The organism is Streptomyces sp. NPDC024555 (assembly GCF_055559335.1).
Genome location: NZ_JBVHKV010000010.1, coordinates 22,369 through 47,626 on the forward strand (window position 1 = coordinate 22,369; position 25,258 = coordinate 47,626).

At 73.2% G+C, this 25,258-nt stretch carries 22 protein-coding genes and 1 pseudogene; 12 read left to right on the top strand and 11 right to left on the bottom strand.

Annotated features, from left to right (window positions below; all coding sequences use genetic code 11):
- Positions 1–24: 24 nt before the first annotated feature.
- A complete protein-coding gene (locus tag ACZ4FH_RS18465) occupies positions 25–1,158 on the top strand; it encodes a PLP-dependent cysteine synthase family protein (protein ID WP_467305850.1) in 1,134 nt (377 codons plus the stop codon).
- Positions 1,155–2,408 (top strand): MFS transporter, encoded by a 1,254-nt coding sequence (locus ACZ4FH_RS18470; protein ID WP_467305852.1) that lies wholly within the window; start codon positions 1,155–1,157, stop codon positions 2,406–2,408. Before ACZ4FH_RS18465 ends, ACZ4FH_RS18470 begins: the two co-directional genes overlap by 4 nt.
- An 18-nt stretch (positions 2,409–2,426) precedes the next feature.
- Here ACZ4FH_RS18470 and ACZ4FH_RS18475 read toward each other — a convergent pair whose 3' ends face one another.
- Positions 2,427–3,035 (bottom strand): phosphatase PAP2 family protein, encoded by a 609-nt coding sequence (locus ACZ4FH_RS18475; protein ID WP_467305853.1) that lies wholly within the window; start codon positions 3,033–3,035, stop codon positions 2,427–2,429.
- Entirely contained in the window at positions 3,032–3,697 is a 666-nt protein-coding gene (locus ACZ4FH_RS18480; protein WP_467305855.1) for a DedA family protein, read from the bottom strand. The genes ACZ4FH_RS18475 and ACZ4FH_RS18480 overlap by 4 nt, the downstream gene beginning before the upstream one ends.
- A 405-nt stretch (positions 3,698–4,102) precedes the next feature.
- Here ACZ4FH_RS18480 and abc-f point away from each other — a divergent pair.
- Positions 4,103–5,728: pseudogene (gene abc-f, locus ACZ4FH_RS18485) on the top strand (ribosomal protection-like ABC-F family protein); the annotation flags it as partial.
- A 30-nt stretch (positions 5,729–5,758) separates the two neighbouring features.
- Here the strand turns inward: abc-f and ACZ4FH_RS18490 are convergent.
- From ACZ4FH_RS18490 to dhaK, 4 genes are all read right to left on the bottom strand, one after another.
- Entirely contained in the window at positions 5,759–6,265 is a 507-nt protein-coding gene (locus ACZ4FH_RS18490; RefSeq protein WP_467305857.1) for an NUDIX hydrolase, read from the bottom strand.
- A gap of 85 nt (positions 6,266–6,350) precedes the next feature.
- Positions 6,351–6,761, bottom strand: coding sequence for a PTS-dependent dihydroxyacetone kinase phosphotransferase subunit DhaM (locus ACZ4FH_RS18495; protein WP_383634090.1), 411 nt, complete (start codon positions 6,759–6,761; stop codon positions 6,351–6,353).
- On the bottom strand, positions 6,758–7,363 hold the full coding sequence (dhaL, locus tag ACZ4FH_RS18500; RefSeq protein WP_467305860.1) for a dihydroxyacetone kinase subunit DhaL: 606 nt from the start codon (positions 7,361–7,363) through the stop codon (positions 6,758–6,760). The genes ACZ4FH_RS18495 and dhaL overlap by 4 nt, the downstream gene beginning before the upstream one ends.
- A gap of 53 nt (positions 7,364–7,416) precedes the next feature.
- On the bottom strand, positions 7,417–8,403 hold the full coding sequence (dhaK, locus tag ACZ4FH_RS18505; RefSeq protein WP_467305862.1) for a dihydroxyacetone kinase subunit DhaK: 987 nt from the start codon (positions 8,401–8,403) through the stop codon (positions 7,417–7,419).
- Between the two features lie 237 nt (positions 8,404–8,640).
- On the opposite strand from dhaK, the gene ACZ4FH_RS18510 reads away from it, so the two are divergent.
- On the top strand, positions 8,641–9,195 hold the full coding sequence (locus ACZ4FH_RS18510) for a DUF1697 domain-containing protein (RefSeq protein ID WP_467305863.1): 555 nt from the start codon (positions 8,641–8,643) through the stop codon (positions 9,193–9,195).
- Between the two features lie 27 nt (positions 9,196–9,222).
- Here ACZ4FH_RS18510 and ACZ4FH_RS18515 read toward each other — a convergent pair whose 3' ends face one another.
- Positions 9,223–9,618: a TOBE domain-containing protein gene (locus tag ACZ4FH_RS18515; RefSeq protein ID WP_467305865.1), complete on the bottom strand. Its 396-nt coding sequence runs from the start codon at positions 9,616–9,618 to the stop codon at positions 9,223–9,225.
- 142 nt (positions 9,619–9,760) lie between these two features.
- Here ACZ4FH_RS18515 and ACZ4FH_RS18520 point away from each other — a divergent pair, with 142 nt between their 5' ends.
- Both ACZ4FH_RS18520 and ACZ4FH_RS18525 read left to right on the top strand, forming a co-directional pair.
- Positions 9,761–11,278, top strand: coding sequence for an MFS transporter (locus ACZ4FH_RS18520; protein ID WP_467305866.1), 1,518 nt, complete (start codon positions 9,761–9,763; stop codon positions 11,276–11,278).
- Positions 11,275–12,306: a glutathione S-transferase family protein gene (locus tag ACZ4FH_RS18525; protein ID WP_467305867.1), complete on the top strand. Its 1,032-nt coding sequence runs from the start codon at positions 11,275–11,277 to the stop codon at positions 12,304–12,306. The genes ACZ4FH_RS18520 and ACZ4FH_RS18525 overlap by 4 nt, the downstream gene beginning before the upstream one ends.
- Positions 12,307–12,312: 6 nt before the next feature.
- On the opposite strand, the gene ACZ4FH_RS18530 is transcribed toward ACZ4FH_RS18525, so the two are convergent.
- Positions 12,313–12,813, bottom strand: a complete 501-nt coding sequence (locus tag ACZ4FH_RS18530; protein ID WP_467305868.1) for a tetratricopeptide repeat protein — start codon at positions 12,811–12,813, stop codon at positions 12,313–12,315.
- A 160-nt stretch (positions 12,814–12,973) separates the two neighbouring features.
- Between ACZ4FH_RS18530 and ACZ4FH_RS18535 the strand changes: the two genes are divergently transcribed.
- From ACZ4FH_RS18535 to ACZ4FH_RS18550, 4 genes are all read left to right on the top strand, one after another.
- Positions 12,974–15,196, top strand: a complete 2,223-nt coding sequence (locus ACZ4FH_RS18535) for an NADP-dependent isocitrate dehydrogenase (RefSeq protein WP_467305869.1) — start codon at positions 12,974–12,976, stop codon at positions 15,194–15,196.
- 262 nt (positions 15,197–15,458) lie between these two features.
- Positions 15,459–17,189, top strand: coding sequence for an aa3-type cytochrome oxidase subunit I (gene ctaD / locus ACZ4FH_RS18540; protein WP_467305870.1), 1,731 nt, complete (start codon positions 15,459–15,461; stop codon positions 17,187–17,189).
- A gap of 74 nt (positions 17,190–17,263) precedes the next feature.
- Positions 17,264–17,566, top strand: coding sequence for a hypothetical protein (locus ACZ4FH_RS18545; protein WP_467306213.1), 303 nt, complete (start codon positions 17,264–17,266; stop codon positions 17,564–17,566).
- 133 nt (positions 17,567–17,699) lie between these two features.
- On the top strand, positions 17,700–19,061 hold the full coding sequence (locus ACZ4FH_RS18550; RefSeq protein ID WP_467305871.1) for an NAD(P)/FAD-dependent oxidoreductase: 1,362 nt from the start codon (positions 17,700–17,702) through the stop codon (positions 19,059–19,061).
- Positions 19,062–19,107: 46 nt separating this feature from the next.
- Here the strand turns inward: ACZ4FH_RS18550 and meaB are convergent, their stop codons facing one another.
- From meaB to ACZ4FH_RS18565, 3 genes are read right to left on the bottom strand one after another with little or no spacing between them, the layout of a single operon-like run.
- Entirely contained in the window at positions 19,108–20,115 is a 1,008-nt protein-coding gene (gene meaB, locus ACZ4FH_RS18555) for a methylmalonyl Co-A mutase-associated GTPase MeaB (protein WP_467305872.1), read from the bottom strand.
- Between the two features lie 12 nt (positions 20,116–20,127).
- Entirely contained in the window at positions 20,128–22,329 is a 2,202-nt protein-coding gene (scpA, locus tag ACZ4FH_RS18560; RefSeq protein ID WP_467305874.1) for a methylmalonyl-CoA mutase, read from the bottom strand.
- Positions 22,329–24,185, bottom strand: coding sequence for a methylmalonyl-CoA mutase family protein (locus ACZ4FH_RS18565; RefSeq protein WP_467305875.1), 1,857 nt, complete (start codon positions 24,183–24,185; stop codon positions 22,329–22,331). Before ACZ4FH_RS18565 ends, scpA begins: the two co-directional genes overlap by 1 nt.
- A gap of 227 nt (positions 24,186–24,412) precedes the next feature.
- Between ACZ4FH_RS18565 and ACZ4FH_RS18570 the strand changes: the two genes are divergently transcribed.
- Both ACZ4FH_RS18570 and ACZ4FH_RS18575 read left to right on the top strand, forming a co-directional pair.
- A complete protein-coding gene (locus ACZ4FH_RS18570) occupies positions 24,413–24,823 on the top strand; it encodes a DUF6325 family protein (protein WP_467306215.1) in 411 nt (136 codons plus the stop codon).
- Positions 24,824–24,878: 55 nt separating this feature from the next.
- Positions 24,879–25,199: an SHOCT domain-containing protein gene (locus ACZ4FH_RS18575; protein ID WP_467305876.1), complete on the top strand. Its 321-nt coding sequence runs from the start codon at positions 24,879–24,881 to the stop codon at positions 25,197–25,199.
- Positions 25,200–25,258 lie beyond the last annotated feature (59 nt).

Below are 25,258 nucleotides of genomic sequence, written 5' to 3' on the forward strand. Positions count from 1 at the left end.
CGCCCGCCGGGGGAAAGGCACGCCGTGAACCACCCCGTCCCGCCGGCCCGGCTCCTCGCCGACGCCAAGCACCCGCTGCACACCCCCGCCGGCCTCGTCGGCGACACCCCGGTCCTCTGGATCGGTGATCCGTTCACCGCCCGGGGCCGCGGCTTCTGGGCCAAGCTCGAAGGCCACAACCCCGGCGGCATCAAGGACCGCACCGCCCTCCACATGGTCCGCGCGGCCCGGGAGAGCGGCCGGCTCGCCCCCGGCGCCCGCATCGTCGAGTCCAGCTCCGGCACCCTCGGCCTCGGCCTGGCGCTGGCCGGAGCGGTCTACGGACACCCCGTCACGGTCGTCTCCGACCCGGGCATGGAACCCCTGATGACGGGCCTGCTGGCCGCCCACGGCGCCGAGGTCGACCTCGTCACCGCCCCGCACCCCGAGGGCGGCTGGCAGGAGGCCCGGCGGCGCAGGGTCGCCGAACGGCTCGCCGCCCGGCCGGACGCCTGGTGCCCCGACCAGTACAACAACCCGGACAACGCCGCCGCCTACGCCCCGCTCGCCCGGGAACTGGTCGCCCAGCTCGGCCGTGTCGACACCCTCGTCGTCTCGGTCGGCACCGGCGGCCACTCCGCCGGCGTCGGCTCCGTCCTGCGCGCGCACTTCCCCCGGCTGCGGATCGTCGGCGTCGACACCACCGGATCGACGATCTTCGGCCAGCCCGCCGCGCCCCGGCTCATGCGCGGACTCGGCTCCAGCATCCACCCCGGCAACGTCGCCTACGAGCTCTTCGACGAGGTGCACTGGGTCGCCGCCCCCGAGGCGGTCTGGGCCGCGCGCAGGCTGGCCCGCCACCACTACGCCACCGGCGGCTGGAGCGTCGGGGCCGTCGCCCTGGTCGCCCGCTGGCTGGCCCGCACCCTGCCGCCGGAGGACCGGATCGCGGCCGTCTTCCCGGACGGTCCGCAGCGCTATGTCACCACCGTCTTCGACGACGCCTACGGCCGCGCCCACGCACTGCTCGGACCGCCGCCCGCCGACGACCCCGACGAGATCGCCGACAGCCGGGAGCGGGCCGTCACCCGCTGGACCCGCTGCACCCGGGTCACCGACCCCCTCGCCCGTACCACCGCCCCCGCGCGGACCGAGGAACCGACCGGAGCCGGCCGATGAAACGCCTGTGGACCCAGACCCGTTCGTTCCCGCCGGGCGCCCGTCTGATGATGGTCAACCAGTTCGCCATCAACCTGGCGTTCTACATGCTGATGCCCTACCTGGCCGCCCATCTCGCGGGCGGGCTCGGCCTCGCCGCCTGGGCCGTCGGCCTCGTCCTCGGCGTGCGCAACTTCTCCCAGCAGGGCCTGTTCCTCATCGGCGGAACGCTCGCCGACCGCCTCGGCCCGCGGGTGCCGATCATGGCGGGCTGTCTGCTGCGCACCCTCGGCTTCGCGCTGCTCGGGTGGGTGGACAGCCTCCCCGCCCTGATCGCGGCCTCGGCCGCCACCGGCTTCGCGGGCGCCCTGTTCAATCCGGCCGTACGGGCACTGCTGGCCGCGGAGGCCGGTGACCGCAGGGTCGACGCCTTCGCCACCTTCAACGTCTACTACCAGGCGGGCATGCTCCTCGGCCCGCTCGTCGGACTGGCCCTGCTGGCCGCCGACTTCCGTCTGGTCTGCACCGTCGCCGCCGCCGTGTTCGCGGTCCTGACCGTGTTCCAGTGGCGCCATCTGCCGCGGGGCCGCACGGGCGGACCCGCCGCGGCCCCGGGCCAGAGCGTCCTCGCCCAGTGGCGGACCGTCGTGGCCAACCGGCCGTTCCTGCTGTTCTCGGCCGCGATGACCGGCTCGTACGTCCTGGCCTTCCAGGTCTATCTGGCGCTTCCGCTCGCCGCCGCCGACGCCCTCGGCTCCCGGGCCACCGCCGTCACCAGCGGACTGTTCGTGGTCTCGGCCGCCGTCGCGGTCGCCGGTCAGCTGCGGCTGACGGCCTGGGCCGAGCGCCGGTGGCGGCCCGAGGAGGCGATGGTCGGGGGACTGGCGACGATGGGCCTCGCCTTCGTCCCGCTGATGACCGGACCCCGCGACTCCGCCCCGGTGGTGCTCGTCGCCCTGGTGCTGGCCGTGGCCCTGCTCGCGGTGGGCTCCGCCGTCGTCTACCCCTTCGAGATGGACACCGTCGTCGCGCTCTCCGGCAACCGTCTGGTCGCCACCCACTACGGGCTCTACAACACCGTCTCCGGGCTCGGCATCACCCTCGGCAATCTCGGCACCGGCGCGCTGTGGGACTACGCCGCACGCCACCACGCCGGCTGGCTCACCTGGGCCGCGCTCACCGCCACCGGCGCGGCCTGCGCCGGGGCCGTGGCGGCCCTGGCCCGTACGGGGCGGCTGACCGCCCCCGAGCCGCTGCCCGCCACGGCGTGACCCCGCCCGCGCCCCCGGTCACCGGTCCACGGCGACCAGGGGGCGCAAGGGGCCGGAGCGCAGCCGCTCCACGGCCGGGGCACAGCGCCTGGCCGCCGCCGTCAGCGGCCAGGCGGTCAGGACGCCCACCAGCAGGGCGACCGCCACATCGTGCGGATAGTGCGCCCCGACCCAGACGCGCGAGGCGCCCATCAGCAGGGCGGCGGTCCACGCCAGGGCGCCGAGCCGGCGGTCCACCAGCCAGATCGCCGTCGCCGCGGCCGCCGCGACCGTCGTGTGGTTGCTGGGGAAGGACCAGTCGCCGAGCGGCGGGCAGGCCTCCACCGTCACGACGGACAGCGTCCGGCACGGCCGCTGCTCCTGGACGAGGGACTTCACCACGTCGTTGACGAGGAACGCGGCCACCACGACCAGCGGTGCGCACAGGGCCGCCGCGGTCCTGGCCGGATCCCCGGAGCGCGAGCGCCACCAGGAGACCAGCATCAGCACCGCGAACACGACGAGGCCGTAGTCGGTCCAGAGCCGCACGGCGGAGTCCAGCGGTCCGGGGGAGTGCCGGGCCAGTTCGGTGACCCGGGTGTAGAGCCCGCCGTCGATCGAGGGGGCGGTGAACGCGAGAGCCGTCACTGGCTGTCTCCTTCGGGGGTCCGGCGGGCGCGGGCGCGCAGCAGTTCGGTGGCGAGCGGGATCAGCGAGACCGCGACCACCAGGGCGACGACCGGCAGGAGGTACCGGTCCACGTGGGGGACCGACGAGCCGAGCGCGTATCCGGCGAGCACCAGTCCGACGGTCCAGACGACCCCGCCGACGGTCTGCCACAGCGCGAACACCCGCGCCGGTACGTTGAGCGCGCCGGCCAGCGGATTGAGCACCGTGCGCACCACGGGGACGAAGCGGGCCAGCACGATCGCGCGCCCGTGCCCGTAGCGCGCGAGCAGTTCCTCGGCGCGGACCGCACCCTCGTGCAGCCGTCCGGAGCTTCGGCGGGCGAGCAGCGCCCGTCCGCCGCGCCGGCCGATCCAGTAGCCGGTCTGGGCACCGGCCAGCGCGCCGGCCACCGCGGCCGCCAGCACCTGCGGCAGGGACAGCGCGGGGCCGTGGGTGCCGGAGACGCAGAGCAGTCCGGCGGTGAAGAGCAGGGAGTCGCCGGGCAGGAAGAAGCCGACGAGCAGCCCCGTCTCCGCGAAGAGCACGACGGCGATCCCCAGCGCGCCGAAGGCCGACAGCAGCGAACCGGCGTCCAGCGGGTTCACCGCGAGCGGCAGCGGGGCCGGGAGCGGAACGTACACGGTGAAGGGCCTCCCACCGGGGTGACGGGCGGCCCAGGGGAACGCCCGGACCGACTACATGGGTGTAGTCGGTCTACGTCACTGTAGACGCTCAAGCGGTGGGAAGGGTTCCGCGACCCGGCGGAAGAAGGGAAGGAAAGCCGTCCCCCCGCCGGTACAACGCCCGGCGGCGGCGCCGGGTGCGGTCCGAACCGGTGACACCCGGCGGCCCGCCCCCGCGGCCGGAAAGGCCGGGACCGTGCGACGGGCCACGGCTACACTGACCGCATGGGCTTCCTCCACTTCTTCCGCTGATTCCGGCAGGGCCGCCGCACCGGGCCGCCCCTTCACCCCGTCCGGAATCCCCGCCGCGCCGTGCCCCGTACCGGGCCGGTCCGGCACGCACCCCCGAGGAAGCCCGTACCCATGCCGCTCGCGCACGACCGCTCCCAGCTCGTCCTCAAGGACGTCTCCAAGGCCTACGGGGACCGCACCGTCCTCGACCGGGTCTCCCTCACCGTCCGTCCCGGCGACCACGTCGGCGTCATCGGCGAGAACGGCTCGGGGAAGTCCACCCTCCTGCGGCTGATCGCCGGGGCCGAGACCCCCGACGGCGGTGAGGTCTCGGTCCGCTTCCCCGGCGGCGTCGGCCACCTCTCCCAGACCCTCGCGCGCGACCCCGGGCACACCGTCCAGGACGCCGTCGACACCGCGCTCGCCGTGCTCCGCGCCCTCGAACGCCGGATCACCGCCGCCGAGAGCGCCCTCGCCGCGCCCGGCGGCGCGACCGACCCGGAACTCGCGGCCTACGGCGACCTGCTGACGGAGTACGAGGAGCGCGGCGGCTACCTCGCCGACGCCCGGGTCGACCGGACCCTGCACGGCCTCGGACTCGCCCACCTCACCCGCGACCGCGCCCTCGCCGGCCTCTCGGGCGGGGAACGGTCCCGCCTCGCCCTCGCCTGCGTGCTGGCGGCCGATCCCGAACTGCTCCTGCTCGACGAACCGACCAACCACCTCGACACGGACGCCGTCACCTGGCTGGAGGACCGGCTGCGCGCCCACCGGGGCACCGTCGTCCTGGTCACCCACGACCGCGCGTTCCTGGAGCGGACCACCACCGTCATCGTCGAGGTCGACCGCGACCGGCACGGCGTGGTCCGCTACGGGGACGGCTGGGAGGGCTACCGCACGGCCAGGGCCGCCGCACGCCGCCGCTGGGCGCAGGACCACCAGGAGTGGCTGGACGAGGTCGCGCGCACCGAGGAGCTGGTGGACGCCGCCGGCCGCCGGCTGCGCGCCACCGGCAAGGACCCGCACGAGGGCTACGGCAAGCACCGCCGCTCGCACGAGGCCAAGCTCTCCGGCCGCGTGGCCGCGGCCCGGTCCCGGCTGGAGGAACTGCGCGCCCGGCCCGTCCCCGCACCGCCGGTGCCCCTGCGCTTCACCGCCGGTCTCGTGCTCGCCACCGGGGGCGCGCCCGCCTCCGGACCGCTCGTGGAGCTCTCCTCCGTCGCCGTGGGGGACCGTCTGGAGCTGCCCGGCCTCCGGGTGGAGGCCGGGCAGCGGCTGCTCGTCACCGGCCCCAACGGCGCCGGGAAGACGACCCTGCTGCGGGTGCTCGCCGGAGATCTCGCGCCCGACGCGGGCACGGTGCGCCGCCGGGCCCGGATCGGCTACCTCCCGCAGGAACTCCCGGCCCGCGTCACCCGCCGCACCCTGCTCGCCACGTTCGCGGCGGGGCGCCCCGGGCACGCCGAGGAGTACACCGAACTGCTCCTCGGGCTCGGTCTGTTCCGCCCCGCCGACCTGTCCGTCCCGGTCGCCTCGCTCTCCGTCGGGCAGCAGCGGCGGCTCGCGCTCGCCCGGCTGGTCACCCGCCCCGCCGATCTGCTGGTCCTGGACGAGCCGACCAACCACCTCGCGCTCTCCCTGGTGGAGGAGACGGAGGAGGCCCTGGCGGCGTACGAGGGCGCCGTCGTGGCCGTCTCGCACGACCGCCGCTTCCGCGAGCGCTTCGGCGGCGACCGCCTGGAGCTGCGCGACGGCCGCCCCGTCGGGCCGGTGCGCGAGCGCACCCCCTCAGGAGGCCGGACCCGGCCGGTCCGCGAGCACCTCGGCCAGCCGGTCCAGGAAGACCCGCTGCCCCGCGACGAGACGGCCGGCCGCGACCTCGGGTGAGCACCAGGCGAACCGGTCGATCTCCGGGAACTCCCGCAGCTTCCCGGACCCCCGGGGCCACTCCGTCGTGAAGGTCCCCGGGACGGCCGTCGCCGGATCCAGGTCGGCGGCCACCGCCCACACCGTCACGGTCTTGCCACCGGCCTGCCGCGACTCGCCCAGCTCCAGCCACTCGCCGTCCGGGACCGGCCGGCCGAACTCCTCCTCGAACTCCCGCCGGGCCGCCGCCCGGGGCCCCTCCTCCGGTCCGTACTCGCCCTTGGGGACCGACCAGGCGGCCGCGTCCCGGTGGGCCCAGAACGGCCCGCCCATGTGCCCGATCAGCACATCGAGCCCGTGCGCGCCCGTACGGAACAGCAGCAGCCCGGCGCTGCGCCGCGCGGACGGGGACGAGGAGGGCGCGTTCATGCCCTCAAGTCTCCGCGCGCGGGGCACGCGGCGCACGTCCTGCCCGCCCGCCGGCGGCCGCACGGGCGCGCGACGCCCCGGCCGGTCAGGCCTTGCGGTAGTCGTACGCCTCCGAGGCCGCGGCGGCCACCGCCGCCAGGTCCCCGCCCGCCGACGCGGTGACGAGCGCCGCCACCGCGCCCTCCAGGAACGGCGCGTCCACCAGACGGGTCCCGTCCGGGAGTTCGTCCCCGTCGGCCAGCATCGCCTTCACCGTCAGCACGGCGCTGCCCAGATCGACCAGGACCGCGACCCCGGCGCCCCCGTCCACCGCGCGGGCCGCCTCGGCGATCCGTTCGGCGCTGGTGCCCAGACCGCCCGCCGGGGTGCCTCCGGCGGCTGCCACCGGGGCCGTCGCGCCGCCGGCCGCCAGCCCCCTGGCCAGCTCCGCGACCGCCTCGGCCACCGGAGCGCTGTGCGAGACCAGCACGATGCCGACCTGCCCGCCCGCGCTCATGCCGTCTCCCGCGCGGTCCGGGCCAGTGCGTCGATCAGCAGCGCGGCGGACGTGGCCCCCGGATCCTGGTGCCCGATGCTCCGCTCGCCCAGATAGCTCGCCCGGCCCTTGCGGGCCCGCAGCGGCACGGTCGCCAGCGCCCCCGCCACGGCCGCCTCCCGCCCCGCCGCGAACGAGGTCCCCAGCGCCTCGGCCGCCGGGATCAGCGCGTCCAGCATCGTCTTGTCACCGGCCTGCGCCCCGCCCAGCCGGCCCACCGCCGCCACGCCCTCGCCGAGCGCCCGCGCCAGGTCCTCGACGGAGACCTCCGGGGCGTCGCCCAGGGCCTTGCCCGTACTCCGCAGCAGCGTCCCGTACAGCGGTCCGGAGGCGCCTCCGACGGTCGAGATCAACTGCCGTCCCGCCAGAGCCAGTACGGCCCCCGGAGTGGTGGGCGGCTCCTTCTCCAGGGCCGCGGTGACCGCGGCGAATCCCCGCTGCAGATTGCTGCCGTGGTCGGCGTCGCCGATCGCGGAGTCGAGGTCGGTCAGACGCGCGGCCTCGCGGTCGACCGAGGCGGCCGTCGTGGTCATCCAGCGGCGGAAGAAAGCGGCGTCGAGCACAGGCGTCTCCAGAGTCGGGCGGAAGGGAACGGCGGGCGGGCGAAGGCGGCCGGTCACCGGCCCCAGCGCAGCGCGGGGGTCTCCACCGGGGCGTCCCAGAGCCGGACCAGCTCCTCGTCCGCCTGGCAGAGCGTCACCGAACAGCCCGCCATGTCCAGCGAGGTCACATAGTTGCCCACCAGCGTCCGGGCCACCACGACCCGGCGCTCGGAGAGCACCCGCTGCACCTCCGCGTTGAATCCGTACAGCTCCAGCAGCGGGGTCGCGCCCATGCCGTTGACCAGGACCATCACGGGCGCGTTCGGCTTCAGGTCCGCCAGCACCGCGTCGACCGCGAAGTCGGCGATCTCCCGCGAGGTCATCATCGGACGCCGTTCCCGGCCCGGCTCGCCGTGGATGCCGATGCCCAGTTCGAGTTCGCCCGGCGGCAGATCGAAGGTGGGGGAGCCCTTGGCGGGCGTGGTGACCGAGGTCAGGGCCACCCCGAAGCTCCGTGAGGAGGCGTTGACCCGGCGGGCCAGGGCGGCCACCCGGTCCAGCGGCGCGCCCTCCTGCGCCGCCGCCCCGGCGATCTTCTCGACGAACAGCGTCGCGCCCGTGCCGCGCCGGCCCGCCGTGTACAGGCTGTCGGTGACCGCCACGTCGTCGTCGACGAGGACCTGGGCGACCCGCAGCCCCTCCTCCTCGGCGAGTTCGGCGGCCATCTCGAAGTTGAGGACGTCGCCGGTGTAGTTCTTCACGACGAACAGCACCCCGGCCCCGCTGTCGACGGCGGCGGCCGCCCGCACCATCTGGTCCGGGACGGGCGAGGTGAACACCTCGCCGGGGCAGGCCGCCGACAGCATGCCGGGGCCCACGAACCCCGCGTGCAGCGGTTCGTGCCCCGAACCGCCGCCGGAGACCAGGCCGACCTGGCCCGCGACGGGCGCGTCGCGGCGGACGACGACCCGGTTCTCGACGTCCACGACCAGCTCCGGATGGGCGGCGGCCATCCCCCGCAATCCGTCGGCGACCACGGTTTCGGGGACGTTGATCAGCATGCGCAACGGTTTCTCCCAGGCGAGTTGTCGAGACGTACGCGGTGTACGGGGTCCGGTGGGGCGTGGGCCGCCCACCACCGTAGGACGCCGGAGGGCACGTTGCGAAGAACCGGACCCGCACCGGTGCGAAGTTCCGGGGCACGGCCGGGCATTCGCGGGAGGCGGTTGCGCGGGGCGGCCCGGTGTGCGTCGGGCTACGCTGGCGGGCGCGGCCGTGACTCCTCCACCGACGGACAGGTGAACGCTTTGCTGTACATCGCACTTCTGCGCGGGATGAACGTGCCGGGCCGCTCGGTGAAGATGGACCGGCTGCGCGGTCTCTTCCGGGACATGGGCTTCGCCGACGTCCGCACCTACATCCAGAGCGGCAACGTCTTCTTCGAGTCCGACGAGAGCGACCGGGCGGCGCTGGCCGCGCGGATCGCGGAGGGTCTGGAGCGCGAGCTGGGCTACGAGGTCGCCGTCTGCCTGCGCACGGTCCCCGAACTGGAGGCGCTGGTCGCCCTGGACCCGTTCAAGGACGTCACCGTCACCGACGACCTGCGCTGCTGCGTGGTGTTCACGACCGAGCGGATCGATCCGGACCTGTCGCTGCCGATGCGGTCGGCGAAGGAGGACATGGAGATCATCGGGCACACCGCGTACGACGCCTTCGTCGTCTGGTACCTGATCAACGGACGGGCGCCGGCGGCCAAGGGCTTCCAGGAGCGGGTGCTCGGCCATGACGCGACCACCCGCTTCTTCCACACCGTGATCAAGATCCTGGACGCGGCGAAGAAGGGCGCGGCCTGAGGCCGGCACCCGCGCCCGGAGGACCGCTCAGGCGCGGTCGATGTGCACGCTGGTCGACTTCACCCGGGCGGTCGCCTGCATGCCGACCTCCAGCCCCAGCTCCTCGACGGCCTCCCTGGTCAGCAGGGACACCAGCCGGTGCGGACCGGCCTGGATCTCCACCTGCGCCGCCACGTCGCCGAGCCTGACGGCGGTGACGATGCCCGGGAAGGCGTTGCGCGCGGAGGTGTACGAGGCCTCCTCCTCGCCCGTGGCGCCCTGGGCGACCTCGACCGAGAAGGCGGCCAGGGCGCGGCCGTCGATCAGCCGCCGGCCGCCCTCGTCGCGATGGGTGGCGACCCGGCCCGCGTCGGCCCAGCGGCGCGCGGTGTCGGGGCTGACGCCGAGCAGACGGGCGGCCTGCCCGATGGTGTAGGACTGCATATCACGGAAAATAGGCCATTCATGCTTGCACATGCAAGCATCTGCATGAAAAAGCCTTGCATATGCGTGAAGGGTGATCGGTGCTGGGCCGGGTGGCCCTGCCGGGATGAGGATCCGCGCCCCGCGGCCTAGGGTGCGAGCCATGGCGGAGAGTGCGGCACACGGGGGCCCCGCGGGGCCGGGCGCGAGCGCTGCAGGGAAGGACGACGGCCCCGACCCACGGCGCTGGCGGGCCCTCGCGGTCTGTCTCGTCGCCGGCTTCATGACCCTGCTGGACGTCTCCATCGTCAATGTCGCACTGCCCTCCATCCGCGAGGGACTGCACACCCCCGAGTCGGATCTGCAATGGGTGCTCTCCGGCTACGCCCTCGCCTTCGGCCTCTTCCTCATCCCCGCGGGTCGGCTCGGCGACGCCCGGGGCCGCCGCCAGGTCTTCATGACCGGACTGGCGCTCTTCACCCTGTCGTCCGCCGCCTGCGGAGCCGCCCAGTCCAGCACCTGGCTGGTCGTCGCCCGGCTCGTCCAGGGACTCGCCGGCGGCCTCGTCTCGCCCCAGATCTCCGCGCTCATCCAGCAGATGTTCGCGGGCCGGGAACGGGGCCGCGCCTTCGGCATGTTCGGCACCGTGGTCGGCATCTCCACCGCCGTCGGCCCCCTGCTCGGCGGCCTCCTCATCCAGGCGGCCGGGGCCGAGGAGGGCTGGCGCTGGGTCTTCTACGTCAATCTGCCGCTGGGCGTCGTCTGCCTGCTGCTTGCCCGGCGGCTGCTCCCGGACACCCCCTCGGCCGGCTCCGTACGGCTGCGCGACCTCGACCCGGTCGGCGTGCTGCTGCTGGGCGCCGGGGTCCTGGCGCTGCTGCTCCCGTTCGTCCAGGCCCACCAGTGGTCAGGCAACACCAAATGGCTCCTGCTGCTGCTCGCCGCGGCCCTGCTGGCGGTCTTCGTCGGCTGGGAGTCCCGGTGCGGGCGGCGCGGCACCACACCCGTGGTCAGCCTCGCGCTCTTCCGCGTCCGCTCCTACTGGCTGGGCTGTCTGCTGATCCTGCTGTACTTCGCCGGCTTCACCTCGATCTTCTTCATCACGACGCTCTACCTCCAGAGCGGACTGCACTACACCGCCCTCCAGGCCGGGCTGTCCATCACCCCGTTCGCGCTCGGCTCCGCCGTCGCCGCCAGTCCGGGCGGGCGGCTCGTCGGACGGTACGGGCGCCCGCTGGTCGTCGTCGGGCTGGCCGCCGTCGCGATCGGCCTCGCCGCCACGGCCCTCGCCGTCCACCTCGATACGGGCCGGGGCGTCGGCTGGGCCATGGCCGCCCCGCTGCTCTTCGCCGGACTGGGCAGCGGCCTGGTCATCGCCCCCAACCAGACCCTCACCCTGTCCCAGGTGCCGGTGGCGGGCGCGGGCAGCGCCGGCGGCACCCTCCAGACCGGTCAGCGTGTCGGCTCCGCGATCGGCATCGCCGCCGTCGGCTCGGTCTTCTTCGCCCAGGTGGGCTCCGCCGCCTGGTCCACCGCCTACGACCACGGGCTCGTGGTCTCCGTCGCCTTCGTGGTCGCCGCACTTCTGGTGGCCCTCGCCGACGTGGGCGGCGACAAGCGGGGCAGGAACCGTACGGCGCACTCCCCGTCCGCCGCCACCGACCGCAGGGAATCGAGATGAACGCACCCGGCCCCACCGCCCAGGACGGCAACAGCTCCTACGGGCACAAGCCCTTCAAACGGTCCCGGAGCCACTTCGCCGACCGCATCACCGCCGACGGCCGCGACGGCTGGCCCGTCGAGGCCGGGCGCTACCGCCTCGTCGTCAGCCGCGCCTGCCCCTGGGCCAGCCGCGCCCTGGTCTCCCGGCGGCTGCTCGGCCTGGAGGACGCCCTCTCGCTCGCCGTCGCCGACCCGCTCCAGGACGACCGCAGCTGGCGCTTCACCCTGGACCCGGGCGGACGCGACCCGGTGCTCGGGATCCGGTACCTGAGCGAGGCGTACGACGCCCGGGAGCGCGACTACCCCGGAGGCGTCAGCGTCCCCGCGATCGTCGACGTCCCCAGCGGCCGGCTCGTCACCAACGACTTCCAGCAGATCACCCTGGACCTCGCCACCGAGTGGACCGCGCTGCACCGCCCCGGGGCGCCCGACCTCTACCCCGAGCCGCTGCGCGAGGAGATCGACGAGGTCATGGAGGGCATCTACCGGGACGTCAACAACGGCGTCTACCGGGCCGGGTTCGCGGACGGCCAGAGCACCTACGACAGCGCCTACGAGGCACTGTTCCGCCGCCTGGACCAGGTCTCCGAGCGGCTCGCCGGACAGCGCTACCTCGTCGGGGACACGATCACCGAGGCGGACATCCGGCTCTTCACCACCCTGGTCCGCTTCGACGCCGTCTACCACGGCCACTTCAAGTGCAACCGCGCGAAACTGGCCGAGGACCCCGTCCTGTGGGCCTACACCCGGGACCTCTACCAGACCCCCGGATTCGGCGACACGGTCGACTTCCACCACATCAAGCAGCACTACTACCGGGTCCACACGGGCATCAACCCCACCGGCATCGTGCCCGCCGGACCCGACCTCGCGGGCTGGCTCACCCCGCACCACCGCGAACGGCTCGGCGGCCGCCCCTTCGGCGACGGCACCCCGCCGGGGCCGGTCCCGGCGGGCGAGGAGGTCCCCCGCTCGCACCGGCCGTGAGCGGGGTCACTCCACCTCGTCCAGGCGGTCCGCGTAGTGCGCGACGGCCGGCGCGTACGCCCGCAGCCCGGGGTCCGCGCCGGTGTCGGCCACCACCTTCAGCAGCAGCCCCACCGACTCCCGGGCCTCGCCGAGGTTGTACAGCACCATGGCCAGGAAGGTCCGCAGCGCGGCGTCGTCCGGGAACTCCGCCAGTCCGCGCTCCAGCACGGCGCGCGCCGCCCCGTACCTGCCCAGCACGCGCAGGGTGCTGCCGAGGCCCAGGAACGCGCCGTGGCGGTCCTCGGCGGTCAGCCCCGCCCCGTCCACGGCCCGCTCGTAGTAGGGCACCGCCTCGGCCTCCAGGCCGAGCGCGTCATGCGCCCAGGCGGTCTGGTAGGCGATCCGGGCGTCCCCGGGGTGCTCCGCGGCCAGGGCCACCAGCTGCTCCCGCGCCTGCTGAGTCCGCTGCTCGCGCAGCCGTACCGCCTGCTCAAAGGCCGTGCCGGGCCCGTTCTCCGTGGTCATGCGTTCGCACGTTGCCAGCCGCGCGCGCCTGGCGCAAATCCCGGACACGGGGGCGGTACGGCCGGTTCCGGACTGGACGGGGCGGGGCCCTGTCGAGACAGTGGCGATCACGAGATATCTTGATGTCAAGCAATGTTGCAGACGTGGAGCGGAGCACAGGGTGACTGACTCGACCATCATCTATACACACACCGACGAGGCCCCGGCCCTGGCGACGTATTCGTTCCTGCCCGTGATCGAGGCGTACGCCTCGAAGGCCGGTGTCACCGTGGAGAGCCGTGACATCTCCCTGGCGGGCCGGATCATCGCCAGCTTCCCGGAGCGCCTCCAGGAGAGCCAGCGCATCGACGACGCGCTCGCCGAGCTCGGCGCCCTGGCCACCACGCCCGGCGCGAACATCATCAAGCTGCCGAACATCTCGGCCTCGATCCCGCAGCTCAAGGCCGCGATCGCCGAGCTCCAGGCGCAGGGCTACGCCCTCCCGGACTACCCGGACGACCCGCGGACCGACGAGGACAAGGACGTCCGCGCCCGCTACGACAAGGTCAAGGGCAGCGCGGTCAACCCCGTCCTGCGCGAGGGCAACTCCGACCGCCGCGCCCCCGCCTCGGTGAAGAACTACGCGAAGACCCACCCGCACCGCATGGGTGCCTGGTCCGCCGACTCGAAGACGAACGTCGCCACCATGGGCGTCGACGACTTCCGCTCCACCGAGAAGTCCGCCGTGATCGCCGAGGCCGGCACGCTGCGCATCGAGCTGGTCGCCGACGACGGCACCACCACCGTGCTCCGCGAGTCCGTCCCGGTCCTGGCCGGCGAGGTCGTGGACGCCGCCGTCATGCGCGTCGCCGCGCTGCGCGAGTTCATCACCGCGCAGATCGCCCGCGCCAAGGCCGAGGGCGTGCTCTTCTCCGTGCACCTCAAGGCCACGATGATGAAGGTCTCCGACCCGATCATCTTCGGCCACGTGGTCCGCGCCTTCTTCCCGAACACCTTCGCCAAGTACGGCGACGTCCTCGCCGCCGCGGGCCTCAGCCCGAACGACGGTCTCGGCGCGATCCTCTCGGGCCTCGACTCCGTGCCGCACGTCGGCGCCGAGATCAAGGCCGCCTTCGAGGCCGAGCTGGCCGAGGGCCCCGCCCTCGCCATGGTCGACTCCGACAAGGGCATCACCAACCTGCACGTCCCCAGCGACGTCATCGTCGACGCCTCCATGCCGGCCATGATCCGCACCTCCGGCCACATGTGGGGCCCGGACGGCCAGGAGGCCGACACCATCGCCGTCCTCCCGGACAGCAGCTACGCCGGTGTCTACCAGGTCGTCATCGACGACTGCCGCGCCCACGGCGCCTTCGACCCGTCCACGATGGGCTCCGTGCCCAACGTCGGCCTGATGGCGCAGAAGGCCGAGGAGTACGGCAGCCACGACAAGACCTTCGAGATCCCGGCCACCGGCACCGTCCGCGTCGTCGACGCCGAGGGCAACGCCGTGCTGGAGCAGGCCGTCGGCGCCGGCGACATCTTCCGCATGTGCCAGGCCAAGGACCTCCCGATCCAGGACTGGGTCAAGCTCGCCGTGACCCGCGCCCGCGCCACCGGCGCCCCGGCCGTGTTCTGGCTCGACGAGGACCGCGCCCACGACGCGCAGCTCATCGCCAAGGTGAAGACGTACCTCGCCGACCACGACACCGACGGTCTGCAGATCGAGATCATGTCGCCGGTGAAGGCCACCGCCTTCTCCCTGGAGCGCATCCGCCGCGGCGAGGACACCATCTCGGTGACCGGCAACGTGCTGCGCGACTACCTCACCGACCTGTTCCCGATCCTGGAGCTGGGCACCAGCGCCAAGATGCTGTCCGTCGTCCCGCTGATGAACGGCGGCGGCCTCTTCGAGACGGGCGCCGGCGGCTCCGCGCCCAAGCACGTCCAGCAGCTCGTCAAGGAGGACTACCTCCGCTGGGACAGCCTGGGCGAGTTCTTCGCGCTCGCGGCCAGCTTCGAGCACCTGGCCACGACCACGGACAACGCCCGCGCCCAGATCCTCGCGGACACCCTGGACCGGGCCACCGCCACCTTCCTCAACGAGGACAAGTCGCCGAGCCGCCGCCTCGGGGGCATCGACAACCGCGGCAGCCACTTCTACCTGGCCCTCTACTGGGCCCAGGAGCTGGCGGGCCAGAGCGACGACGCCGCGCTCGCCGAGGCCTTCGCCCCGCTCGCCAAGACGCTGACCGAGCAGGAGCGGACCATCGTCGACGAGCTGATCGCCGTCCAGGGCAAGCCGGCCGACATCGGCGGCTACTACCAGCCCGACCCGGCCAAGGCCGCCGCCGTCATGCGCCCCTCGGCCACGTTCAACCAGGCGATCGCGAGCCTCGCCTGATCCGGCAGGAGCCCCCGGACGGCGGCGGACCCCCGCCCCGTCCGTGAGCCCCGCGGCCACTCCGCCCCGGCCGGCCCCGCGCCGCGCCGGGGCGGAGCCGTGTCCGGGCCCGGTCCCGGCCGCTGTCCGCCGCCCGGCGACGACGGGGACCCCCTGACGGGTGAAACCCGCCCCGTGACGGGCGGCGGGCCGCCCCCGGCGGGCCGCCGGCTGGTTTGCTGCAACCGGCAACCAGGCACGGTGACGAACGAGGGAGCGCCCAGTGACGACGACGGGCACGGCAGGGCCGGCGGAGGAGGAGGCGGACTACGCCAACGAGCTCCCGGTGCGCGGCAGGCAGCGCGGCAAGGTGGTCGTCACCTGGCTGACCACCACCGACCACAAGACCATCGGCACGCTGTACCTGGTCACCTCCTTCGCGTTCTTCCTCCTCGGCGGCATCCTCGCGCTCGTCATGCGCGCCGAACTGGCCCGCCCCGGGCTCCAGCTGATCTCCAACGAGCAGTTCAACCAGGCGTTCACCATCCACGGCACGATCATGCTGCTGATGTTCGCCACCCCGCTCTTCGCCGGCTTCACCAACTGGATCATGCCGCTCCAGATCGGCGCGCCCGACGTGGCGTTCCCGCGGCTGAACATGTTCGCCTACTGGCTCTACCTCTTCGGCTCGCTCCTGGTGGTCGCGGGCTTCCTCACCCCCAACGGCGCCGCCGACTTCGGCTGGTTCGCCTACTCCCCGCTCACCGACGCCGTCCGCTCGCCCGGCATCGGCGGCGACATGTGGATCATGGGCCTGGCCTTCTCCGGTTTCGGCACGATCCTCGGCTCGGTCAACTTCATCACCACGATCATCTGCATGCGCGCCCCCGGCATGACGATGTTCCGGATGCCGATCTTCGTCTGGAACGTGCTGCTGACCGCGGTCCTGGTGCTGCTGGCCTTCCCGGTCCTGGCCGCCGCCCTGCTGGCCCTGGAGGCGGACCGGAAGTTCGGCGCCCAGGTCTTCAACCCGGCGAACGGGGGCGCGCTGCTCTGGCAGCACCTCTTCTGGTTCTTCGGCCATCCCGAGGTCTACATCATCGCGCTGCCGTTCTTCGGAATCGTCAGCGAGATCATCCCGGTCTTCAGCCGCAAACCGATCTTCGGCTACATCGGGCTGATCGGCGCCACGATCGCCATCGCGGGCCTGTCCATCACCGTGTGGGCCCACCACATGTACGTCACCGGCGGGGTGCTGCTGCCCTTCTTCTCGTTCATGACCTTCCTCATCGCCGTGCCCACCGGGGTGAAGTTCTTCAACTGGATCGGCACGATGTGGCACGGCTCGCTCTCCTTCGAGACGCCGATGCTCTGGTCCGTCGGCTTCCTCGTCACCTTCCTCTTCGGCGGGCTGACCGGCGTCATCCTCGCCTCGCCGCCGATGGACTTCCACGTCTCGGACACCTACTTCGTGGTCGCGCACTTCCACTACGTCGTCTTCGGCACCGTGGTCTTCGCGATGTTCGCCGGATTCCACTTCTGGTGGCCCAAGTTCACCGGCAAGATGCTCGACGAACGGCTCGGGAAGATGACCTTCTGGACGCTCTTCGTGGGCTTCCACGGCACCTTCCTGGTGCAGCACTGGCTCGGCGCCGAGGGCATGCCCCGCCGTTACGCCGACTACCTGGCCGCCGACGGCTTCACCGCGCTGAACACGATCTCGACGATCTCCTCGTTCCTGCTCGGCCTGTCGATGCTGCCCTTCCTCTACAACGTCTGGAAGACCGCCACCCAGGGGGAGATGGTCGGAGTGGACGACCCGTGGGGCTACGGCCGTTCCCTCGAATGGGCCACCTCGTGCCCGCCGCCGCGCCACAACTTCGTCACCCTGCCCCGGATCCGCTCCGAGTCCCCGGCCTTCGACCTCCACCACCCCGCCGTACGCGAACTGGACGAGGCCGTGAACCGCACCGAGCACTCCATGACCGTGGCGCCGGGGGACCGGCAGGCGTGAGGCGGGGCGCACGGGGAGAGGAGAGGCCGGTGCGCCGGGACCACGACGGGGAATGTGCCCGGGGCCTGGCCCGGATGGAGGGCTATCTGCTCTGGAGCGCCGAACTGGAGCAGGCGCGCCGGGAGGCGCGCCGCTTCACCGACGCGCTGCCGTGGCTGACCACGGCCCAGCGCGAGGACGTGGAGCGGGTCTACGCCGCCGACCGCGCCGCCGTCTCGCGGACGATGCTCGTCCGCGTCGCCGACCGGTCCGCCGAACTGCGCGGCGAGTACACCGAGCGCTACCGCGTCCTCAGGGCCCGCTGTGTGGCCGCCGCACTGCTCTGCGCCGCCACCGCGGCCGGGGCCGGCGCCCTCGTCTGCGGCCTCGCCCGCTGACCGGGGCCCCGTCGTCCGTTCCGCCGTCCCGGGAGGCGGACTCGCCCCGGCCTCGTGAAGATGAGGGGTGACGGGCGCGTGTCACGGGGCAGGCGCACGGACGACCGTGCAGACCCGAGAAGGGACGAAGACTGTGGCACGACCCAGGATTCTCGTTGTCGGAGCAGGTTTCGCCGGGGTCGAGTGCGTACGCCGTCTGGAGCGCCGGCTCCGGCCGGGCGAGGCGGACATCGTGCTCGTCGCCCCGTTCTCGTACCAGCTCTATCTGCCGCTGCTGCCCCAGGTCGCCTCCGGCGTCCTCACCCCGCAGTCCGTCGCCGTGTCGCTGCGCCGCAGCAGCCGGCACCGCACCCGTATCGTCCCCGGCGGGGCGATCGGTGTGGACGCCAAGGCGAAGATCTGTGTCGTCCGAAAGATCACCGACGAGATCGTCTACGAACCCTACGACCACCTCGTGCTCAGTCCCGGGAGCGTCACCCGCACCTTCGACATCCCCGGACTCCTCGACCACGCCCGCGGCATGAAGACGCTCGCCGAGGCGGCGTACGTACGAGACCACGTGATCGCCCAGCTGGATCTCGCCGACGCCAGCGACGACGAGGACGAACGGGCCTCCCGGCTCCAGTTCGTCGTCGTCGGCGGCGGCTACGCGGGCACCGAGACGGCCGCCTGCCTCCAGCGCCTCACCAGCAGCGCCCTGCGCCACTACCCCCGGCTGGACCCCCGGCTCATCAAGTGGCACCTGATCGACATCGCCCCGAAGCTCATGCCCGAACTGGGCGACAAACTGGGCGAGAGCGCGCTGCGGATGCTCCGGGACCGGGGCATCGAGGTGTCGCTCGGGGTCTCCGTGGCCGAGGCCGGTCCCGAGTCGGTGACCTTCACCGACGGCCGGGTGCTGCCCTGCCGCACCCTGATCTGGACGGCCGGAGTCGCGGCCAGCCCGCTGGTCGCCACCTTCGGCGCGGAGACCGTGCGCGGCCGGCTCGCCGTCACCCCGGAGATGACCCTGCCCGGCTTCGACGGCGTCTTCGCCCTCGGCGACGCGGCCGCCGTACCGGACCTGGTCAAGGGCGACGGCGCGGTCTGCCCGCCCACCGCCCAGCACGCCATGCGTCAGGGCCGCAGGCTCGCCGACAATCTGCTGGCCACCCTGCGCCACCAGCCGCTCCAGCCCTACGTCCACAAGGACCTCGGGCTCGTCGTCGACCTCGGCGGCAAGGACGCCGTCTCCAAGCCGCTCGGCATCGAGATGCACGGCATCGCCGCCCAGGCCGTGGCCCGCGGCTACCACTGGTCGGCGCTGCGCACCAATGTGGCCAAGGCCCGGGTGATGACCAACTGGCTGATCAACGCGGCGGCCGGCGACGACTTCGTCCGTACCGGATTCCAGTCCCGCAAGCCCGCCACGCTCCGGGACTTCGAGTACACCGACGCCTATCTGACGCCCGAGCAGGTCCGCGAGCACACCGCCGCGCTCCACGCCCGGACCTGACCGGACGCCGGCCCCCGGAGGGCGCCGGCGTCCGTGGACGGGGGGATCAGCGGGCCGCGCCGGCCCCGTCCCCGCCCCGGAACACCGCCAGGATCCGCTCGGCCGCCGAGGTCGCGGGCAACGTGCCCTCCCGGACCTGGCGTTCGACCTCCGGGGCCAGGGCGCGCACCCCGGGATGGGCGCGCAGACTCTCCAGCAGTTCCTCGCGCACCATCGTCCAGGCCCAGTCGACCTGCTGCTCGCTGCGCCGGGCCGCGAGCGCGCCCGTCGACTCCAGCAGCGCCCGGTGCTGCTCCAGCCGCTCCCACAGGGTGTCCAGACCGGTGGACTCGCGCGCACTGCACGTGAGGACCGGCGGCGTCCACGCCGCGTCGGCCGGGTGCATCAGCCGCAGCGCGCCCGCCAGTTCGCGCGCCGCCGAACGGGCGTCCCGCTCGTGCGGCCCGTCGGCCTTGTTCACCGCGATGGCGTCCGCGAGCTCCAGCACCCCCTTCTTGATGCCCTGGAGCTGGTCACCCGTACGGGCCAGGGTCAGCAGCAGAAACGTGTCGACCATCTGGGCGACCGCCGTCTCCGACTGGCCGACCCCGACCGTCTCCACCAGCACCACGTCGTAGCCCGCCGCCTCCATCACCACGATGGACTCGCGGGTCGCCTTCGCCACCCCGCCCAGCGTTCCCGCGGTGGGGGAGGGGCGGACGAACGCGGCCGGATCCACCGCGAGCCGCTCCATCCGGGTCTTGTCGCCCAGGATGGAGCCGCCGGTACGGCTGGACGACGGGTCCACGGCCAGCACCGCGACCCGGTGCCCGAGCCCGGTGAGCATCGTGCCGAGCGCGTCGATGAACGTGGACTTCCCGACCCCGGGCACCCCGCTGACACCGATGCGCCGGGCCCGGCCCGAGTACGGCAGCAGTGCCTTGAGCAACTGCTGTGCCAGGTCCCGGTGATCGGGCCGGGTGGACTCGACGAGCGTGATGGCGCGCGCGATGTGCGCCCGCTTCCCGTCGAGCACCCCCTTCACATATCCGTCGAGATCGATCCTCGCCGCCATCGGATCAGCGGCTCACAGCTCGTGGCCGAGCGAGGCGCCCAGCCGCGTCACGAGATCGTGGGCCGCGTCGGGGATCACCGTCCCGGGCGGGAACACGGCCGCGGCACCCGCCTCGTGCAGCGCCTCCACGTCCTGCGGCGGAATGACCCCGCCCACCACGATCATGATGTCCTCGCGCCCCTCCGCGGCCAGCTCCTCGCGGAGCGCCGGAACGAGCGTGAGGTGGCCGGCGGCCAGCGACGAGACGCCCACGATGTGCACGTCCGCCTCGACCGCCTGCCGGGCGACCTCGCCCGGCGTCTGGAACAGCGGGCCCACGTCCACGTCGAAGCCCAGGTCGGCGAAGGCGGTCGCGATCACCTTCTGCCCCCGGTCGTGGCCGTCCTGGCCCATCTTGGCGACCAGGATGCGCGGACGCCGCCCCTCCGCCTCCTCGAACGCGTCGACCAGCGCGCGGGTGCGCTCCACGGACGGCGACTCCCCTGCCTCGTTGCGGTACACACCGGAGATCGTACGGATCTGGCCCGCGTGCCGGCCGAACACCTTCTCCAGGGCGTCGGAGATCTCGCCGACCGTGGCCATCGCGCGCGCCGCGTCGACGGCCAGCGCCAGCAGATTGCCGTCGAGCCCCGGACCCGGCTCGCGCCCGGCCGCCTCCGTCAGCGCGCGCAGCGCGTCCTGGCAGGCCTGCTCGTCGCGCTCCTCGCGCAGCCGGCGCAGCTTCTCGATCTGCTGGGCGCGGACGGCGGTGTTGTCGACCTTGAGCACATCGATCTGCTCGTCGGTCCCGACCCGGTACTTGTTGACGCCGATCACCGGCTGGCGGCCGGAGTCGATCCGGGCCTGGGCGCGGGCCGCGGCCTCCTCGATGCGCAGCTTGGGGATGCCGGCGTCGATGGCCTTGGCCATGCCGCCCGCCGCCTCGACCTCCTCGATGTGCTGCCAGGCCCGCCGCGCCAGGTCGTACGTCAGCTTCTCCACGTACGCGCTGCCGCCCCACGGGTCGATGACCCGTCCGGTGCCGGACTCCTGCTGGAGGAGCAGCTGGGTGTTGCGGGCGATGCGCGCCGAGAAGTCGGTCGGCAGCGCCAGCGCCTCGTCGAGCGCGTTGGTGTGCAGGGACTGGGTGTGGCCCTGCGTGGCGGCCATCGCCTCGACACAGGTGCGCGTCACGTTGTTGAACACGTCCTGCGCGGTCAGCGACCAGCCCGAGGTCTGGGAATGGGTGCGCAGCGAAAGGGACTTGGGATTCTCTGGGCCGAACTGTCCGACCAGCTTGGCCCAGAGCAGCCGGGCCGCCCGCAGCTTGGCGATCTCCATGAAGAAGTTCATGCCGATCGCCCAGAAGAACGAGAGCCGCGGCGCGAACGCGTCCACGTCCAGCCCGGCGTCCCGGCCCGCCCGCAGATACTCCACCCCGTCCGCCAGGGTGTAGGCCAGCTCCAGATCGGCCGTCGCCCCGGCCTCCTGGATGTGGTAGCCGGAGATGGAGATCGAGTTGTAGCGCGGCATCTTCTGCGAGGTGAACGAGAAGATGTCGGAGATGATCCGCATCGACGGCTTCGGCGGATAGATGTAGGTGTTGCGGACCATGAACTCCTTCAGAATGTCGTTCTGAATGGTCCCGGCCAGCTTCTCGGGCGGTACGCCCTGCTCCTCGGCGGCCACGATGTACAGCGCGAGCACGGGGAGCACCGCCCCGTTCATCGTCATCGACACGGACATGCGGTCCAGCGGGATGCCGTCGAACAGCTGGCGCATGTCGTAGATCGAGTCGATCGCGACCCCGGCCATGCCGACGTCACCGGTCACCCGGGGGTGGTCGCTGTCGTAACCGCGGTGGGTCGGCAGGTCGAAGGCGACCGAGAGACCCTTCTGCCCGGCCGCGAGGTTGCGCCGGTAGAAGGCGTTGGACTCCTCGGCCGTGGAGAAGCCGGCGTACTGGCGGATCGTCCAGGGCTGGTTGACGTACATGGTCGGGTAGGGCCCGCGCAGATACGGGGCGATGCCCGGGTACGTGCCGAGGAAGTCGACGCCCTCCAGGTCCCGGCCGGTGTACAGCGGCTTGACCGCGATCCCTTCCGGGGTCTGCCAGAGCAGATCGTCGTCGGAGGTCCCGGAGGACTCCTTGACGGCCGACCGCCACTGGTCCTCGGTCGCCCCGGCGCCGTCGCCCGGTCCGAGGTCGATGTCGGAGAAGTCGGGGATCCGCATTACGCCACACCCATCCGGTCGAGAAGGGAAGAGAGCACGGCCACCACGTCGCAGCCGACATGGACGTACTCGTCCACGCCCCGGTACGTGCCGGGCCTGCCCGCCAGGTACACCCGTCGCGCACCCGCGGCGGCCAGCGCCCGCGCGACCTCCTCCGCCTGTTCGGCGTAGAGCGCGTCGCTGGAGCACAGGCACGCCACCTCGCTCCCCGAGGCCGCGAAGGCCTCGGCGACCGTGGCCGCGTCCACCTGGACCGGCTCGTGGACGGGCTCGATGCCGCCCGCCCGGAAGAGGTTCGCGGCGAACGAGGCGCGCGCGGTGTGCACCGAGGCGGGGCCGAGCGCGGCCAGGAAGACCGTCGGCCGGCTGCCGCTCGCCGCCAGACGGGCGTCGGAGCGGGCGCGCAGGGCCTCGAAGGCCTCGTCCCGGCGGACCACCGGCAGACCGCCGCGCGCGGCGGGGCGCGGCAGCGGTTCGCGCTCCACGGGGCGCTCGTCGAGCAGCGGGAACTCGCTGACCCCGGTGATCGGTTCCTTGCGCCGGGCCAGGTCCTTGCTGCGGGCCGCCCAGGTGGCGGCGATCCGCTCGGCGACCATGCCCGAGGCGAGCGCCGCGGCCTGGCCGCCGGCCCGCTCGATCTCCTGGAAGAACGCATAGGCGGACCCGGCGAGTTCGTCCGTCAGCCGCTCCACGTACCAGGAGCCGCCCGCCGGGTCGATGACCCGGGCCAGGTGCGACTCCTCCAGCAGGATCGTGGAGGTGTTGCGCGCGATGCGCCGGGCGAAGGCGTCCGGCAGGCCGAGGGCGTGGTCGAAGGGGAGCACGGTGACCGCCTCGGCCCCGCCCACCCCCGCGCCCAGACAGGCCAGCGTGGTCCGCAGCATGTTCACCCACGGATCGCGCCGCGTCATCATGACCGGCGAGGTCACCGCGTGCTGGTGCTGCGCCCCGGACGCGGGCGCCCCGCAGACCTCGGCGATCCGCGCCCACAGTCGGCGCGCGGCGCGCAGCTTGGCGATGGTCAGGAACTGGTCGGCGGTGGCCGCGTAGCGGAACTCCAGCTGGCCGAGGGCCTGCTCCGTGTCGAGACCGGCCCCGGTGAGCGCGCGCAGATAGGCGACGCCCGTGGCGAGGGAGGCCCCCAGCTCCTCGGCGGCCGAGCCGCCGGCCTCGTGGTACGGCAGGGCGTCCACGGTCAGGGCGCGCAGCCCGGGGAATCCGGTGGCGCAGTGGCGCGCCCAGCGGACGGCGGACTCCAGGACCGCGTCCTCGCCGGTGCGGGCGGCCAGCCCCAGCGGGTCGGCGCCGAGTCCGCCGCGCAGGGCGTCGGCCGCGAGTCCGCGCTCCTCCTGGATGCGGAACAACTCCGCTGCGGCGGCGTCGAGTTCGGCGCCGGCGTCCAGGACGAGCGGGGCCAGGTCGAGGTGGACGCCGGCCAGGGCGCGGGCGAGGCCGGGGACCGGGACGCCGTCGGTGCCGCCGACGGCGAGCCACACCGACGTGGTGCCGTTCTCCAGATCGGTGAGCAGGGCCTCGTTCAGCTTCCCGGGATCGGCCGAGGCGTGCCGCTGACGGACGCCCCACCCGCCTTCGGCGCCGCCCTGGGGCGTGCTGCCGCGGGTGTACGGGGCGAAGCCCGGGAGACCGGCGTCGGGCGCGTCGTCGCGCGCGGTGTAGAGGGGGCGCGTGATGAGCCCGTCCTCCACCGTGGTGGACAGTGCTTCCTCGGCGGCCGAACCCGTCAGGTCCTTGCCCGATTTGCGCAGCACGCCTTCGACGAGGCTCTGCCACTGCTCAGGGGCGGGATCGGGGAATTCGGCGGCCAGCGAAAGCCCGTCGGCAGGTTGGACCGTCATGCCCAGATGCTAGGACAGGTCCCGGAGGGGCTGCAGAGGCTCGACCTGTGACCTTTCCCTCCCTCCGCGCACGTGATCCCTTACATACCGTCGCGTAACCCCGGATCCGGCTCCAGTGAGAATCGAGCATTTCTGGATGATTTCTCGCAGTGCAGCCGTAAATGTCCGAAGTTATGCTGCTGGCAATCCATCCATCCGGAGAGGACACACCCGTGGCTGTGGGACCTGTGGAGTACCTCGTCGTCGCCTTCCCCGGGAGCCGGTTCACCGGAGCCATCGCCCCCGCGCTCGCCGAGGCGGTCGCGTCGAAGGCCGTGCGGATCATCGACCTGACCTTCGTGCACCGCGCGGAGGACGGCACGGTCGAGACGATCGAGCTGGAGGACCTCGACCCCGACGACCTCGTCTCCTTCGAACCCGTCGACGGCCGTGTCTCCGGCATGCTCAACGACGAGGACATCGCGACGCTCGGCGCGAGCGTGCCGCCCGGCAGCTCCGCGGCGCTCGTCGTCTGGGAGGACCTGTGGGCGGTGCCGCTGACCGAGGCGGTGCGCGAGGCCGGCGGTCTGCTCGTCGCCCACGAGCGCATCCCCGCCGACGTGGCGGAGGCCGCCCTGGCCGCCGCGGCCGCCGACTGACCCCCGCCCCCGCACCGAAAGGCGTGTCGACATGCCGATCCTTCGAGGACCTGGAATGAACCGCCGAGGCCCCGGCCTGCTCGGCACGGTGGCGCGTACCGCCGTGGTGGCGGGCACCGCCTCCGCCGTCAGCGGCCGCGTCCAGCGCCGCCAGCAGGCGCGGTTCGCCGAGGACGAGGCCCAGCAGACGGCCGACGAGCAACTGCGCGAGCAGATGCAGGCGCAGGCCGCGCAGCAGCAGGCCGCCCCGCAGCCGGCCGCCGCGCCGGCCGACGATCTGATCAGCCGGCTGGAGCGCCTGGCCGAACTCAAGAAGCAGGGCGTCCTCACCGACGCCGAGTTCGAGGCGCAGAAGGCGAAACTGCTGGCCGGCTGAGCGCACACGGCTCCGGCCGGGCGTCTCGCGTTTCCCGTCGGACGACGGCCCGATCGATG